This is a genomic window from Methylomonas sp. Uni0011 (assembly GCF_056850255.1).
On the sequence record NZ_JBVVNO010000015.1, the window covers coordinates 37,874 to 52,192 of the forward strand.

A 14,319-nucleotide genomic window follows, 5' to 3' on the forward strand; every position below is an offset into this window, starting at 1 on the left:
ACGCGCTTTAAAACCCAATGACTCGGGGAAACGGACATTCCCCGCCAGGGGTGCGTCTCGATTTCCTCGACGTTCCAATTTAATTGAGGAAAAACACCATGAACGCACCCCTACAACTGAAAGTAAACCCTGAAAATTTAGTCCACAGTCTGAAGTGGAGTTTTACCAATCGGACGACGTATTTGGGTGAACTGATGCAGAATGCCCGCCGCGCCGGCGCCAGCTATGTCGCGTTCGACTACTGCGCCGATACCAACACCCTGACTGTGACGGACGACGGCTGCGGAATCGATTCGCTCGAAACCCTGCTCACCGTCGCCGAGTCCGGCTGGGACGTGGAACTGATTGCGAAGGAACACGCCTTTGGCGTGGGCTTTCTCTCCGCGCTATTCGCCTGCCGGCACCTGGGATTATCTAGTAAAGGCGGGTGTGTTTCGGTCGATACCGATCACATCCTGGGGTTCCAACCGGTAGAAGTCTTGCCGGTGACCGATTGGAATGGTCTGACCGAAATCCGGCTGATCGATATCGTCAATGGTCCGCTCGAAAACACCTTGGCGGACTTAGCCACCGGTTTTCCGATTCCGGTGCATTTTAACGGAGTCTCGCTACCGCGACCCAACGCCATCGATTCTATCGGGGCCGCGGAGTTTGTGGCATCGCCGGTCGGCGCAATTCGCTTGATCAACCTGATCGATTCGTATCGGCATTACCGGGATTGCTTGGTGTATTTGCAAGGACTACCGGTATATCGAGGCCACTATTACCGTATCGGACACACTAGCTACCTTGGCAATATCGTGCATCTGGATAGCGCTCAATTCATGGCCCGTTTACCGGATCGCGACAAATTGGTGGATGAAGCCGATGTGATTAAGCTGATCCGAGAGGCGATCGCCGCGGCGGTCGAACGCCAGCTCATGGCACTGAAAACGGCCTTGAGCGCGGACGATTTCCTGACCTACTACCCGGTGCTACGCGAGTGTGGCTTGATACACTTACTCAACGATGTCGACCGACTGCCCAAAGCGCTAGTCTCCCGCATCCAACGGCCGCCGGTCTGCGATACCGACCTGTTTGGCGACTTTCTGGAAATGGTTGACCAACCAATTACCCAGTCCGCCGTCAAAAGCGGACAAGTGCAATTGGTGACGATTGACGACAATCTCCAGTCCGATGGGGCCTTGCGATACCTGCTGGCTTGGAAAAAGGGCTGGGTGCTCGTCGATAACCAATTCGACGCCGGGCATTGGGTACAGCCTTACCTGCGGCACTTAAGCCGAGAAGAAGTGCAGTGTGAGATCCTTGAGGAGTCACACCGCGCGCAATTTCAAGGCATCTGGGTTTGGGTGACGGCGGTGTTTTGCCGGGCTTACCGGATCCGGATCGGTGACGATAGCGTAGAAATCGATGAGCACGGCGCCTATACCGGCAACGAACAGGATGATATCGTCCTGATTCCCTGCCAGGGAAAGTGGGGGGACGTGCTGGAGCAGGTGTCGCGTTTCTGTGAGAACGACCATGACTATCAAGGTTCCTGTCACGATCAGGATATCGAGCAATTTGGCTGCTTCATCGTGGCGAATACCGCCGATGATCCCGCCGACGCGTTGAAACGGCTGATGCCGGATCTGACCGGATGCAAAGTGTTGCACGGCAACCGGTTCGTGGTGGAGATTGCCCCTGATGGACAGCTGGCAGCCGTTTCGATAGCGGAACCTGCTTTAACCGACCTCGAACGGCCGTCATGACCTCGAAATTCGTCTTCGACGCGCAAACGCTGGATACGGAGCCTGGCCATCCCGAGTCGCCCTTTTCGCCGCCGGCGGATTGGGCGGGCGACGACGACGCCTATTTGACCTGGCTGAGAAGCCAATTCAAGGCCAGTCCTTGGGTTAGACAACGGTTAGGTTTGGCGGCTAGGCGCTATGCCAAAAACGAGCCCTTAGACTTTCAAGGCCGGTTCGGCGCGCTATTGCCGACTGTCCTCGATAGCATGCTGAGGAAAATACACGCCGAGCAGTCTGTCGGCGATTAACCCCGTCCCCCTGACGATCGCGTTAGGGGGATGTTTTAACGCTTAACGCGATTCAATCGCAATCCGCCCGGACGGGAAACTGCTTCCCGGTCTGGGGGCTTGTTTTCCCGACGGTTTTTCATAACAATTCGAGGAAACCAGCATGAACACACACTCTCCACACTCTACGGGATCAGCGATGACGTTACAATCCAGTGAGTCTTTCATGACCGAGGCGCAATACCTCGCGAGCGAGCGCGTGTCCGAAACTAAACACGAATATCTCGATGGCCGGGTTCTGGCCATGGCCGGCGCGAATCACAACCATTCGCGGATTTCGGCCAACGTGCTTGGCGAGTTTCGCAGTCATTTAAAAGGCCGGCCTTGCGAGGCGTTCATGGCCGATACCAAGGTGAAAGCCGGTCAGAACTACTTTTATCCGGATGTCGTAGTGGATTGTACGAATGCGGCCGGCGATGCGGATTTTCTAACGTCGCCCCTGCTGATTGTCGAAGTGCTATCGAATTCGACTCGTAAAATCGATACCACTAAAAAGTTGCTTTACTACATCAATATTCCAGCGCTTGAGGAATACGTGCTGATCGAACAGGATATCGTCGCGATCATCGTGATGCGCCGGAAACGCGACTGGCGTTCGGAGTATTATTACCTAGGGGATCAAGTGACCTTCGATTCCATTCAACTCACCTTGTCCGTGGAGGCTATTTACGACCGCGTCGACAATGATGACTTAAAGCAATTCAAACAGGCGAAGTTTGATACCGATCATCAATAGTCGCCTTCGATTTTAGCCCCTGAACAAGGGGCTTTTTTTGTCAATTCTAAGGGTTTTGCTTGTTGGGCTATGCAAACCGCCGATACTTTAAATCTGTGCTGTATATAGTCCACAACGAACTAAAGTTGCCATTGTTAGAGAAATTGAACGCCGCCTGCATTAGTTACAAACAGCTCAACAAATTCCAGTTATTCGGCAAGGCTACGGCAGTTATTACAATAAAATTGTCGGTGTGAGGCATGTATATGGCAATGCAGTGAGGGTACCCGTCCGGCATTTCTGCCAACATAATGAACTCGGTAAGAAAAATAGCCTTGATAGGCTCGACTGTTTTGCATTGAAAATGTTTTTTCTCGATTGCTACATCGTTATATTCGTTAAAAATGGCATCAAGGAATCGTTATGTCGGAATCAACTCTGCTCTCCTATAAGTCGGCCGGGACACTCCAAAGCCTTGGATAACAGTGCATACTAAAAACAAAAAATGCAACACAGAACGAAAAGAGTGGTCATAGTCACATAACAATACTCAACAACGACCGTCGCTACCACGTCGGTTGATTCGCTTCGGGGCTAGGCGGAATACAAGGCGCTCATATGCACGTGAAAAAACATGAAACGTTTACCATCCCCAAAAAACACTTTTTTTGTCTTGTATTGCTACTGATTGGCAGTCAGGCAGGTGTCTATCTGGCTGAAGACTTTTTAATGAAAAATAACCATCTTATTGGGTATATCGTAATTTTCATTCTTGGATATGGTTGCCTGGTTTTCGCCATGATTTTTTACAAGCTATACCATGTTGCATGTCCAAGTTGTCTTGGAAAGACGATAACAAAAAATTCAAGAAAAGAAGTTCCAGACAGTTGGAGCGCATACTGTCGCAAATGCAATGTGCTTTGGGATTTAGGTATTGCCAATGGCGACTAAATCGCCGGACGATTAATATTCAGAAAACGGAGATTCGCCGGCTTGAATACGATGAAGATGGTTGCATTTTCGAGTAGAAAATCGATAGTTATAGGATCCATCGGCGCTCCTTATCGTTTCCTCAATCAACGCATCAATCTTGTCTCGCACTACCCTTCTACGTCGCCATTGCTCTTTGCCTGGAAATGAAAGAACCGAATTTAGGATCAACTCTTCCAACGCTGGCCAGCGCCTAAAGGCCAGAAAATTTTATGTCGGCTTTCGGCTTTTTTCCGAATCCTGTTGCTACAGATTTTGAGGATAGCTTTGACGACAATCCACCGAACTATCACTCCTCGTTGAGAAGTATCATAGGCACATTCCGAGCACTGTGTAAAACTCGCAGGACGTCAATATGGTTTTCCCGTTCGAGATAAAATACCAAGTGTTTTTCAAACCCTTCAACTGGCCAAAAACGTAAACCGCTCAGCATGGGTAGGTGGGCATACCGCCGCGAACCAATCCCAGGTTGTTCGCGAATGCGATCAAAAGTTTGCTGTGTGGCCTCCAGAAAGCGCAGCGCCGCGTGGGGGTTGTCGCGGGCGATATAATCCGCCAAAGCGTCGATTTCTGTGTCAGCCAACGGGCGGACACGAACGGGTTTTGTCATTGCCCCGGATGCTTCTGCTGGAGAGCCTCGCGTTTAGCCTTCCAATAGGCATCATCAATGGCAACGGCAGGGCCGGATTCCAAGCCTTCCGCCATGAGCGCGACAATCCGTAGCTCAGCCTGTTGAACCTGATCCTTACGAATCAAGGTGCGGACATACTCGCTGGAGGTGCTATAACCGTGTTCTTGCACCTGTTCATCAACAAATTCCTTCAGGGGTTCGGGGAGGGAAATATTCATCGTGGCCATTGTTCGACCTTAGTAATGGATTCTGTTGCCGATCATGGCAAACTTTGCCAAATGAGTCCAGCGAAAGTCTGTCACCCAGCCAGTCGACTGGCTGGCTCTCCGCCTGATTTAATTTGCAGTTAAAGCTGACCCACAGAAATGGATTGATGCCCTGAGCGAATAAATCCAAGCTAATTTGCATTTAATTTGAGCCGAAATCGGCGATATACGTTTAGTCCCTATCGGACGCATCACGCTAATCGATTTGGCATGTACGAGCTTCGGGAGAGGGATTTGGAGCCGATTGACTACGGTGTGACATTCCAGATGTAACCAAAACCAGGGATGTTACTCATTTACGAAGGAATCCTTACGGTCCCCCATATATTTGAGTTCGATCATTTTTCATTGCGAGCCGTTACATCTAGTGGTCGCTATACGTCGTCGTGCAGACTTGTTGGGCATTGCAATTTACCGTCTTTTTCACCTTGGTCACTCGCTTAATTTCAGGTGTTGCAATCGGTTGCTCGACGGCCAGTGTGGCGGGTCGAACTGGGGCCGGGAACATAACAGGCGCCCTGACTATTTGTTCCGGTGAAGAACCATTGGCCACCAGCGTCATCCTGTTATGGCTTTGGGTAATGGTGAAATATTTCAAGGTGTTCATGCCAACTAAGACTTCATCCAGATGCTGATTGATCGTCGCATCGAGATTTCTGATTTCAGCATTCCCAATTTTCAGGCTATTTATTTGGGTCAGCCGATCAATAACCTGTCCACCCGCGGTATTGCTATTAATGGGCCTGCCGACCGGTAGATCAGCGGCATCGGCAAAGCGCGCTGGAATGGAGGTCATGGTCGCGCCGGTATCGATCAAAAAAGGCATCGGCACATTATTGATCAACACGGTTCCCCGGAAATGTCCTTGTCGATCGGCCACTATTTCAAGCCCCCCAGAAATAGGCATAGCAACCGGGGTGTTCTCTGCAGGAATTGATACAGAGGGTGATGCTGGAAGATGCCCCCCTTTCAGCTTTATAAACTTATCGGTCCCCCACCAAAGGCTAAAGAGGATCATGGCCGGCGTTATGAGGTATTTTAAGCTCCCAGTAGACCGGTTGGTCGGTTGTGGACGGTGTCGCCGCAACTTGTCGAAGTCAGAAACGTTTACTTTTGATGCCGCCTGATGTCTTTCCCAGTAATAGTCTCGATCTTGTATGCCCATAATGCGTCCTTAAGGTTGTAACGCCCGCCATAATCCGCCTAATATAAGCTGGGAAGCGTCATCAGGATGATAAGTACCGCATGCAGCGAGCAAATCACTCTCCGACTTGTGCAACCAAGCATTCCGGATCAGCAGACCAAGACTAAAATGGAGGTCGCACAAATCATCCTCGGTCATTGCCGCGATAGTTCGTTTATCTTCCTCACGCAAAATCAATAGCAATCTCTCGATCGCATCGGAAAGTGTAGTGGGCTGGCTGTCCAGTTTTAATTTGAACGCTGACCAAGTGTTAGCCAATTGGAACGATCCCGGCAGTAGTGGCAAGTTAAATTGTTTAGATGCATGTTCCCGCAAATTCCTCCCGTTTGCTACGATGCAAGTCACAATCTGAGGGATGGTGAATATTCCAACCCAAATCCACCACCCATTCCGGTCGAAAAGTCGTCATTGGTCTGCTTAAAACTCAGCCAGATTTTGAAGGCCTTGGATCGGCCAAGAGCTGTCATTGACGATTACCCTTTAACTGGATCTAATGACAGCTCTGTGGTGACATCAAAGAATTGGCGAAACCATCAATTGCAGACATTCACACATCAATGCAATGGTTTTAAAACTCATTCACTGATTTGTACTCAGTCGGTCGCGGGTTCGATTCCCTTCACCAGCTCCATTTATTTAAGGCCTGTATAGTATTTCCTTAACATCTTTGTTATCTCCATACTCTTCTGCAACAGTTTTAATCAAACTATCGACATTTATATTACCCCCCCCACCTAACTTCAATATTCTAATAGCTTCGACCCATTGACCTTTACCTGATTGACCTAGATTTATTAAAGACAAATCCCCGCCAGCAGCTATCCATATTTGATTATCTCGCAATCCTCCTGGATAAAGCTTACACATAATTTCAACTAGCTTTTCTTCTCGGGTGCTTTTGGTTGTTGCATCTGAAAAATCCAGTTGCTCCAGTAGGCCAAACAGGAAGGCGGCTACGTTGGCCGAAGCGTATGATTGGGAGCCCTTGCCGTCCATTTGCCCTTTATCTTGCACAAGATCGGAAATTCCGCGAAGAAGCAGGGTTTTGACAAGTGGACGCATGCGGCATACTTCGAGAAAACCGAGGCCTTCCATTTCGATGGCGAGGGCATGGCTGGCGTTTTGTTCCAGGAATTGATGAAGTTCTGAATCAATGGAAGAATCTACCTTTTCACCAGAAGCAATGGTGCCGGTGTAAGTACTGATGACGGGAGCAAATTCCGGGTTCAGTAGCTCCTCAGCTGTTTGTTTCCAGGCTTCGCTTTTTGCATACTGACCAGCCAACCGCTCGAGCGCATAAGTGGAAGCGCCAAATTGTGGCCGGGGTTTAAAATTGTTTTTTTCGGCCTTTCCGCGCTCGTAACCGTAAACATCCCGACCAATGACAATGTCTCCGACTTTTACGTCCTTCAATCCACCGGCCACGCCAACAAAAAAAGTGTATTCGGGATCAAAATGAGCGATAGCGCGTTCAGTTTCGATGGCGGCATTCACATTGGTTTGATCGGTACGGGCAACAATGACTTCAAAGGATTTACCGTTGGAGCGGTAGGTGCCTTTGGTGTAGTCAGTGCCGGTTGCGTGGTGTGCTACCGGCTCAATGTTTTTTAAATACTGCTCGATGGCCAGTCGCTCCACTTCCAAAGCGGTAAGGATAAGGATAGGTTTGTTCATAACGTTTCTTGTAGGTTTTTGAGCGTTTCGTTGCCAGTATATGTTTCGCGCATCTTACGTAGCAGTTTTTTTGTTGTTGGTTTTCCATTGTTACGCAATATTTGAACAGCGAGGCTCCACTTGTAACGACCAGTGCCAGTTGCGCAAAGTTGTGATAAGTCACCTCCTGCACTAATCCACAATCCATTTTCCTCGGGTCCGTTTGGGAACAGCTTACACGCAGCTTCCAAAAATTCATTCCACCATTCCTCTGAGCTGATAGCATCTCGTTTTAACCCACTAGCTGAAAGTTTGAGGCGTTGCCAAACCCCGAGTAAGTGGCTACATTGCAATAAGGCAGGTACCAAGTCCTTTCTATCAGATCTATGTTCATACAGATCGTCAGCTACCGTTTCCCATCTGTTTTTAGAAACAAGCCGACCAAATTCTTCCGCTTCTGCGGGTGAAAAGCGATTGTCTCGTATCAACTGCTGTGCGTGACATTCTCCCAAACTAGGCAGTACATCAAACAGCCGCAGTTTCTTGGTAAGCGGAATGGTTTTGCTGCTGACAACATGCTGTTGCACATTCTGCGATTGCACTCCGTTTTTTAACTCAGCTTCGAGGTCGTTGAAGCTTAATTTACTGGTGGAGAGGTCATCGAATAGCTCGAAAAGCGTTGCGGTAATGAACCCGGTACGTGCTTTCTCTGGAAGCGCATGCCAGATGGACGCCCGCTGGGGATAGTCTTTTAAGCTGCTATACTTTCCAATGCTTATGGCATGTAGCAGAGTTCCGCTAAACGGATTTCCAGCCAGCAGGTGATCGAGAATTTCGAACAGGGTGTGCTGTGGGTTAGAAATGCCCGACCACACATCACTGCCTCGCTGAACAGCTAATTCCCAGCACTTCTGCCAACCTTCGCTGGCAATGTCGATGCCTTTCAGTAACTGTTTGTTCTCATAAATAAATTTTCCAGCGATGCGGTGCAAGCGGGCATCGGTATGACTGGCTGCTACAGACACAAAGGAGCTTTCGCTGATGCATTCAGACAAGGCTTCTAGCGCTACGGTATGATCTTCATCAGTGTCGATACGCAACTGGGCTTCGATGGCTTTTTCAGCAGAATAAAGCTGCGCAGCCACTTTCGCGTGTAGCACAAGCCAGCCCTTTTGTTCTGCCATGTACAGAACCGCTTCGGCAACTGCAGTTTCCAGCTTTGGGATTTTTGGGGTTAGCTCGTTTTCAGCATCATACGGCAACCAAGAAGTGTGTTGGGTGATCAACGCAGGTTCATTTTTCATCCACTGCCACAAAATGGAGGCGTCACTGGGTTGTCGTCTTTTCAGCCGGTTATTGACATACTCCAAAACCGCATTGACCCACCAGTTTTTCGTTTCAGCTTCCAATGCTTTTACAAGCACAGCCCCGCACTCTTTAACTTGTCTTCCTTGAAGAAGATGGTTGGTGAGCCATTCAAGTACCGCACCAGAAACGGAAGTTATTGCATCCGGGAATCCTTTCCAGCTTTGGTACGTGAGAGCCATGAACATCTTGACCGGTGCAGTTGGAATGGCTTGAAGAATTGCGGTCATCAGCTTGTTTTTGCCTTTGATGCCAACCCTTTCATTTGGACTAATCTGTGAAACAAAATGGGCCAAGACCAACAAGTGGTTAAGCCCAGGGGCCTTGTCGATTTGGTGGTAGGCCTTACCATAATCCTCAAGCCGGTTGAGCGTTTCTATGGAGTCAATTATCGGGGCAAAATCATTGAGCAAGATTTCAAAGGGGATAGCCTTTTTAACATCTCCTACCAACCAGTTTGCGGCTGAGGATCGCAGGGGCTGTGATTCACCCACACCAAGCACACGAAAGGAATGCCGCTCCCATAGGGTTTTAGCGTCTTCGGGAATATAGAGTAGGCTGAGGCATTCTTTATTAACATAAGATGGACCGAATGCAGCTCCGATTTTTAGCATGTGCTTTACTTTGGCCGGTAGCTTGGGCCAGATTCGGGCTACCCACTCCCAGTAGCCTTCCTCCCCCAACCAAACAAATGGCTGTTTTTCCAGCAAGGCATTGGTGGCGGCAGCTTCCCTTCCATTCACTGCCCCCGTTATCGTCATAGCTTCCTGCGAGAGGTATTCCAGTGAGTGCATTTTTGCTTCTTTTTGAATATCGGGCAGGTGATATTGAAACAGGTCGCTGAGCTCGCGAACTCGGTGCAGGTCAGCTTTTGGTATGAATAGGGCGTGCGAAAACACCCTCCCCGAACGAAGCCCAGGACTTTTATCGGGAAATGTTTTAATCAGCAAAAAATGATCTTCGGCAAAGAAACCACGTACCACGGGACTGGACAAAATTCCTCCTACAGGTCGGTCGGCCAAATCGGTGTAGCCGCTTACTCGTCTAAACAGCTCGTTTTTTTCATCGGAAGCAGCTAGCAGATCGTGCCCGGAGGTTTTCCCCTGCAATTCTCCGTATATGGCCTGGTGGATAACTATCATAGGCTCAGGACTTCTTCGATGAGGCGGGTCAGGTCTTTTTCCTTCGGATTGTCGTCCAGCACCAGATAGCCGAAATTTTGAGGCATCTCGTCCAAGTATTTGTCGCGGGCCTCATCAGTTTTTAGCGGGAATTCCTGCGCGGATACTCCAATGATCTTAAAGCCTCCTGCCAACCAGTTGGCGGCAATAAAATGGGCGAATAGTGGCATCTTCTGCCGCAAGATTTCTTCCGGTGTCGAATCGGTGCTCAGCTCGTCCCAGCAGGTTAATGCAATGAGCAATCGGGGAGTATCAATTGGGTTTTTCATGCCTGTGCCGCGCGCGTGCAGCAGCACTTGCACCAGCTCAATGAATTGCGATTGATCGGATGTACTGGAGATTGGGGCATTCATTTCTTTCGGATCTTTTGTAGCATGCCCCTTCTTGCTTAAATCGAAGCGGTGTTCAATCTCCGACGGGCGAATGAATAGGATCCATCGGTCGTTCGTTTTCGCCCGAACAATCCACGTTTTATCGTATTCCATCAGGGCCACGAGGTCGCGTACCTGTTCCCCACCATAATCTTTGCAATGCAACACAAAATCCTGCCCTTCATAAATGACCGGGATTTTTACCTCCAGGTTATCGGTAGAAGCAGTCGGTTCCGTTTCTTCCCCGACAGCTAATCGATCGTAGGCGTTTTTGATACCATCGATGTTGTCAGGTGCGGAAGCCAATTGCAGCTTTCCTTTTTTATCCATCAGGCGACCATATAATTGGGCCAGAAAGGTGGTTTTCCCTGAGCTCGGCGGTCCGATGATCAATATCTCGTTATTTGTTGCCATAGCGGCCTCGGTATAAAAAGAAAAAATCATCTGTTTGGATGGCTGCAGGTGTGATTTGCAGAGGATGAGGGTTGGCTAGATGGTTGAGCACTGTTTTTGCCACTTCTACATTATTGACGTGACAAAGCTGGTCGGAATCGGATTTCGAATAATTGCTAATCTCCAGTGATACAGCACCGGGAAAGGTTTCGGCTAGGCTGCCTGTGATCGCCTCGACAATATTTTCACGCATCTGCCCGGCTAGGTCAGCTTTAGACCATACAATCACCACCGGTCTGCCCCGCAGCCCCCTTTTCACCTGTTCGGCCAATTGAACGATGTCGCGCTTCGCCCTGCCCCGCTGCTCGATAATTGCCTCGCAATCCACAAACAACAGGAATGCATGGGCGTTGTCATAGATCCAACGGGCATTTTCAGCAGCGGGGTCGTTCACGTTATCCGCCCATTTTGAAAATACTTCGCCTGATGAGTCAGCAAACAAAATATCGTTTAAAAAACCATCGTGGCGCAGCGCTAGGTGGTAGAGGCTGTAAAAATCCTTGTCAGAAGGCGTGGCATCAGGATTTCGAATTGATCCATCTTCTTGAATTTGCAAAGTTTTTGCCTGCAACTCCCACCCGTTCAAAGTATAGCTTCCCGCAAACTCCCAGTTTTCGATGCATTTACCGTTGAACAAGAGCGAGTACAGCATGGCGAGGTAGGTGGTTTTCCCTGCCCCAGACGATCCGACCAAACCGATGATCCTGGGCGTACCTCGGTGCGTCAAAAGGTCGAGCTGATCGGGTCGCAACCATTCTCCCGTCCAAGGAATAGACTTAGCCACAGCCAACCTTTTCACAGCTTTTGCCGGTGCTTCTACTGCTCCTACTTTTTCGAAGAACTGACATTGCTCGTGCAGTGGGCCAGCTAGTTCCAGACAAAAATCATCAGGAGCATAGCAGTCATCTTTGTTACATCTTCGCTTTGCCATATCCTGCCTTAGTTATCAATTGCCAGTTTTTGCGCTTGCAACCCGTGAAACAACCACACTGCCAGATCGGATGCAGTCAGTTTGGCTGTTTTGTCGATACCCGTTTCGCTGAAAAAGTCGGTGGGATCACCCGATTGGACGACATTGGCCCACGCGTTAAGAAAGGGCTTACGTTCGTCTCCTCCAGCAGCATGTTCTTTCAACGCTGATTGAATATCACCGTGCAGGCTGCCGCGGTCCATTAACCAGTCGGAGATCAAGCGTTCTTCCTCCGCTTGTTCATCGTGCACGTCTTTCAGGGTTTCCCGCAGCAGGTAATCAACACTTTCCGGGGAAATAGCACCTACTTCTTCGGCCAGGTCGAGCGCCATGCAAACGGCTGCATTCATTGGGTTTAGGCTGCGGTAGCTGGCGTTCAACAAACGGGAATACATCGATTCCTTCCACCAGAGCAGCTCGCTGCGCTTGTTGTTGGCAGTTATGCTGTTGGCGAAGGAAGTATTCAGGTCTTCAAAAAAAGGTTGAAGCTGGGCAAAGTAAGTGTCCAAGCTATCTTGGATGGAGGTAGAAATAGAGGAAATGGACTTGGCTTGTTGGGATAAGGCGGAGTTCACAACTTTAGTAATTCCCATAGCTGAATGTTCAGCCATAAACTGAGGCCACTGCCAACTGTTGTTACCTTGAGATTGAGGGTTCTTTCCTCCTCCAGCTTGCGAACTCCATCCAGAGTGGACCATCGCATCGAGTAAATGTACCTTTAGAACTTCTCCATTAATTTGAGCCGCGTTTACTGCAGAAATGGAAATCTCAGCACCTTTAAATTTATTTGCCTGAAATTTGTGGCTGATTCCCCAGGCCGCCCGTCCATTTTCCTCCGTTCGATCGGCCAACTTCTGTAAAAACCCGCTGATTACGTTCTCTTCCGAATCAAGCTGGTAATGCCCGATCACATCGCGGGCTGTCAGCCAGACCAGTGCTGTCGTAGCCGCATCGTCTTTCGATAGTTGGCTCAGCGATTCTAGGATCACTGCCCGTATGTAGGTGGTGGATTTATCCTGGGTGGCAGTCACACTGTTTTTAAAAGTAGGCCACTTTTTGATAATGATCGTTTCAACCTGCTGCACCACCGGGTCGATGTCTTTCACCTTCGGGTCGAGCGCCACTAGGGTATAGGGGATGATGTCGGATTTTATCTTTCTTCTTGTTAGGTGTTTTTTAACTTCGTTCACAGCCTTATTCAGGCTATCAATGTTGTCTTGGACATCAGTTTTGATGTGCTGTTCGTTAAGGTAGGATTGAAGTATTGCTTCAGTCATTCAAAATTGTTCCTTTTATATTGTCAAATTGGTTGTAAAAAAGCCATATAACAAGTGTTTATCAAGACCTGCATATCTACGCTCAGAATTAGCTAAAATGCCACTGAAACGACTTTAGGATAATTTGTCAAAACTGGATGCGAAACAACCTTCTACTTGCACACTTGTAACTGTCCGTGATGAACACTACTTGTTTTTCCAGTTGCACACCAATTGCATTTAACTGCACGATTAACAAATTTAACCTTTCCGGTCTTTAACGAGCCAGAGCAGTTGAGAACCCAAATGATACGCACCGAATCAATGGCAGGTGATCAGTCTGAGGCACGATTGTCGAAAAAGGATAGAAACCTTCATCGCGATCGAAAACGCCAACAATTTTTGGCTTTTCAGACGAGAGCGAATTTCGCAATGGGCATCCGATACCACGTCCGGTGGCTGTGCTGCTTTCAATTTCAGCGGTGCGCGGCACCTACACCCCGAGATTAGAATTTCTCTGGTCATTTTTGCCGCGTCACATCGTTGCGCAACCTAACGTTCGAGATAAACGGTCTGCGGAGGCCGAAGGTTGGAGCAAACCTACAAGTGCAACTTGCAGGCGGTCCGGTTGACGGAAGTGTTGGGCGTCGCGCTAACCATGCAGACAAGCTTCGACGATTTGCTGAACACGAGCCATTGTGATGCCATGCTGCTGTTCAAGTGACAGCGGATGATCGGAGGGCTCCAGAACAATGTTGGGGCGCTCGCCAACAGGCATGGTTTGGACGCTGGTCTTGAGACTCAACGTGTTGGGTTCATAGGGCAATTCACTTTGTAGCCACCCGAAATATGGCGGCTCAGTTTTTTCGCGGCCTTCTCTATGCCAGAGTTTGCACGCACGAAGGAAGTTCTTCTCGCTCAGCGAGACCCACGCTAGCCAAATGAACGGGCCAGGCCCATCAATGACCGGGATAAGAATGCGGCCGAGGACAAAGAAGTGTTTGTCATCCAATATACATTGGTCGGAGTTGAGTTCGCCGCGAGCATTGCGCTCAGCCTCCGGCAGAGAAAGCCAGAGTTCGGGAGCGCTAGCACTGAAGCACATGGGCAGTTCATCGTGATACTGCTTGCAAGTGGTGCAAACGAAGCCTGTCATTGAAACACCCAACGCCAAGCGAAGTTGCGCG

General features: G+C 49.2%; 14 protein-coding genes. 4 read left to right on the forward strand and 10 right to left on the reverse strand.

The window, feature by feature from the left end; all coding sequences use genetic code 11:
• The first annotated feature begins 98 nt into the window (after positions 1-98).
• From AC0IM9_RS15380 to AC0IM9_RS15395, 4 genes are all read left to right on the forward strand, one after another.
• Positions 99-1,751, forward strand: coding sequence for a hypothetical protein (locus tag AC0IM9_RS15380; RefSeq protein ID WP_482804612.1), 1,653 nt, complete (start codon positions 99-101; stop codon positions 1,749-1,751).
• Positions 1,748-2,038 carry a hypothetical protein gene (locus tag AC0IM9_RS15385; RefSeq protein WP_482804613.1) on the forward strand — a complete coding sequence of 97 codons (291 nt, stop codon included), beginning with the start codon at positions 1,748-1,750 and terminating at the stop codon, positions 2,036-2,038. Before AC0IM9_RS15380 ends, AC0IM9_RS15385 begins: the two co-directional genes overlap by 4 nt.
• Before the next feature lie 205 nt (positions 2,039-2,243).
• Positions 2,244-2,813, forward strand: a complete 570-nt coding sequence (locus tag AC0IM9_RS15390) for a Uma2 family endonuclease (RefSeq protein ID WP_482804614.1) — start codon at positions 2,244-2,246, stop codon at positions 2,811-2,813.
• 603 nt (positions 2,814-3,416) lie between these two features.
• Positions 3,417-3,743, forward strand: a complete 327-nt coding sequence (locus AC0IM9_RS15395; protein ID WP_482804615.1) for a hypothetical protein — start codon at positions 3,417-3,419, stop codon at positions 3,741-3,743.
• A gap of 328 nt (positions 3,744-4,071) precedes the next feature.
• On the opposite strand, the gene AC0IM9_RS15400 is transcribed toward AC0IM9_RS15395, so the two are convergent.
• The 10 genes from AC0IM9_RS15400 to AC0IM9_RS15445 all read right to left on the reverse strand — a co-directional run bounded on the left by AC0IM9_RS15400 (position 4,072) and on the right by AC0IM9_RS15445 (position 14,288).
• The gene (locus tag AC0IM9_RS15400) at positions 4,072-4,392 is read right to left on the reverse strand and encodes a type II toxin-antitoxin system RelE/ParE family toxin (RefSeq protein ID WP_064023803.1); all 321 of its coding nucleotides are present in this window, start codon (positions 4,390-4,392) and stop codon (positions 4,072-4,074) included.
• Positions 4,389-4,640: a type II toxin-antitoxin system ParD family antitoxin gene (locus tag AC0IM9_RS15405; RefSeq protein ID WP_445370084.1), complete on the reverse strand. Its 252-nt coding sequence runs from the start codon at positions 4,638-4,640 to the stop codon at positions 4,389-4,391. The genes AC0IM9_RS15400 and AC0IM9_RS15405 overlap by 4 nt, the downstream gene beginning before the upstream one ends.
• Positions 4,641-5,043: 403 nt before the next feature.
• Positions 5,044-5,844: a retropepsin-like aspartic protease family protein gene (locus tag AC0IM9_RS15410; RefSeq protein WP_445370085.1), complete on the reverse strand. Its 801-nt coding sequence runs from the start codon at positions 5,842-5,844 to the stop codon at positions 5,044-5,046.
• Between the two features lie 9 nt (positions 5,845-5,853).
• Positions 5,854-6,141, reverse strand: coding sequence for a DUF6794 domain-containing protein (locus AC0IM9_RS15415; protein WP_445370086.1), 288 nt, complete (start codon positions 6,139-6,141; stop codon positions 5,854-5,856).
• A gap of 378 nt (positions 6,142-6,519) precedes the next feature.
• Entirely contained in the window at positions 6,520-7,557 is a 1,038-nt protein-coding gene (locus tag AC0IM9_RS15420) for a phosphorylase family protein (RefSeq protein ID WP_445370087.1), read from the reverse strand.
• Positions 7,554-10,043 (reverse strand): GAP1-N1 domain-containing protein, encoded by a 2,490-nt coding sequence (locus AC0IM9_RS15425; RefSeq protein ID WP_445370088.1) that lies wholly within the window; start codon positions 10,041-10,043, stop codon positions 7,554-7,556. The genes AC0IM9_RS15420 and AC0IM9_RS15425 overlap by 4 nt, the downstream gene beginning before the upstream one ends.
• Positions 10,040-10,867: a TRAFAC clade GTPase domain-containing protein gene (locus tag AC0IM9_RS15430; RefSeq protein ID WP_445370089.1), complete on the reverse strand. Its 828-nt coding sequence runs from the start codon at positions 10,865-10,867 to the stop codon at positions 10,040-10,042. Before AC0IM9_RS15430 ends, AC0IM9_RS15425 begins: the two co-directional genes overlap by 4 nt.
• Positions 10,854-11,837, reverse strand: a complete 984-nt coding sequence (locus tag AC0IM9_RS15435; RefSeq protein ID WP_445370090.1) for a TRAFAC clade GTPase domain-containing protein — start codon at positions 11,835-11,837, stop codon at positions 10,854-10,856. Before AC0IM9_RS15435 ends, AC0IM9_RS15430 begins: the two co-directional genes overlap by 14 nt.
• Before the next feature lie 8 nt (positions 11,838-11,845).
• Positions 11,846-13,153 carry a GTPase-associated system all-helical protein GASH gene (locus tag AC0IM9_RS15440; RefSeq protein WP_445370091.1) on the reverse strand — a complete coding sequence of 436 codons (1,308 nt, stop codon included), beginning with the start codon at positions 13,151-13,153 and terminating at the stop codon, positions 11,846-11,848.
• A 631-nt stretch (positions 13,154-13,784) separates the two neighbouring features.
• The gene (locus AC0IM9_RS15445; protein WP_445370092.1) at positions 13,785-14,288 is read right to left on the reverse strand and encodes a DUF2199 domain-containing protein; all 504 of its coding nucleotides are present in this window, start codon (positions 14,286-14,288) and stop codon (positions 13,785-13,787) included.
• Between the last annotated feature and the right edge of the window lie 31 nt (positions 14,289-14,319).

What these genes read in the sequence shown, in the direction of transcription:
- AC0IM9_RS15380 (WP_482804612.1), top strand. Translation starts at nt 99, where the DNA reads ATGAACGCACCCCTACAACTGAAAGTAAACCCTGAAAATTTAGTCCAC.
- AC0IM9_RS15385 (WP_482804613.1), top strand. Translation starts at nt 1,748, where the DNA reads ATGACCTCGAAATTCGTCTTCGACGCGCAAACGCTGGATACGGAGCCT.
- AC0IM9_RS15390 (WP_482804614.1), top strand. Translation starts at nt 2,244, where the DNA reads ATGACCGAGGCGCAATACCTCGCGAGCGAGCGCGTGTCCGAAACTAAA.
- AC0IM9_RS15400 (WP_064023803.1), bottom strand. Translation starts at nt 4,392, where the DNA reads ATGACAAAACCCGTTCGTGTCCGCCCGTTGGCTGACACAGAAATCGAC.
- AC0IM9_RS15405 (WP_445370084.1), bottom strand. Translation starts at nt 4,640, where the DNA reads ATGGCCACGATGAATATTTCCCTCCCCGAACCCCTGAAGGAATTTGTT.
- AC0IM9_RS15410 (WP_445370085.1), bottom strand. Translation starts at nt 5,844, where the DNA reads ATGGGCATACAAGATCGAGACTATTACTGGGAAAGACATCAGGCGGCA.
- AC0IM9_RS15420 (WP_445370087.1), bottom strand. Translation starts at nt 7,557, where the DNA reads ATGAACAAACCTATCCTTATCCTTACCGCTTTGGAAGTGGAGCGACTG.
- AC0IM9_RS15425 (WP_445370088.1), bottom strand. Translation starts at nt 10,043, where the DNA reads ATGATAGTTATCCACCAGGCCATATACGGAGAATTGCAGGGGAAAACC.
- AC0IM9_RS15430 (WP_445370089.1), bottom strand. Translation starts at nt 10,867, where the DNA reads ATGGCAACAAATAACGAGATATTGATCATCGGACCGCCGAGCTCAGGG.
- AC0IM9_RS15435 (WP_445370090.1), bottom strand. Translation starts at nt 11,837, where the DNA reads ATGGCAAAGCGAAGATGTAACAAAGATGACTGCTATGCTCCTGATGAT.
- AC0IM9_RS15440 (WP_445370091.1), bottom strand. Translation starts at nt 13,153, where the DNA reads ATGACTGAAGCAATACTTCAATCCTACCTTAACGAACAGCACATCAAA.
- AC0IM9_RS15445 (WP_445370092.1), bottom strand. Translation starts at nt 14,288, where the DNA reads ATGACAGGCTTCGTTTGCACCACTTGCAAGCAGTATCACGATGAACTG.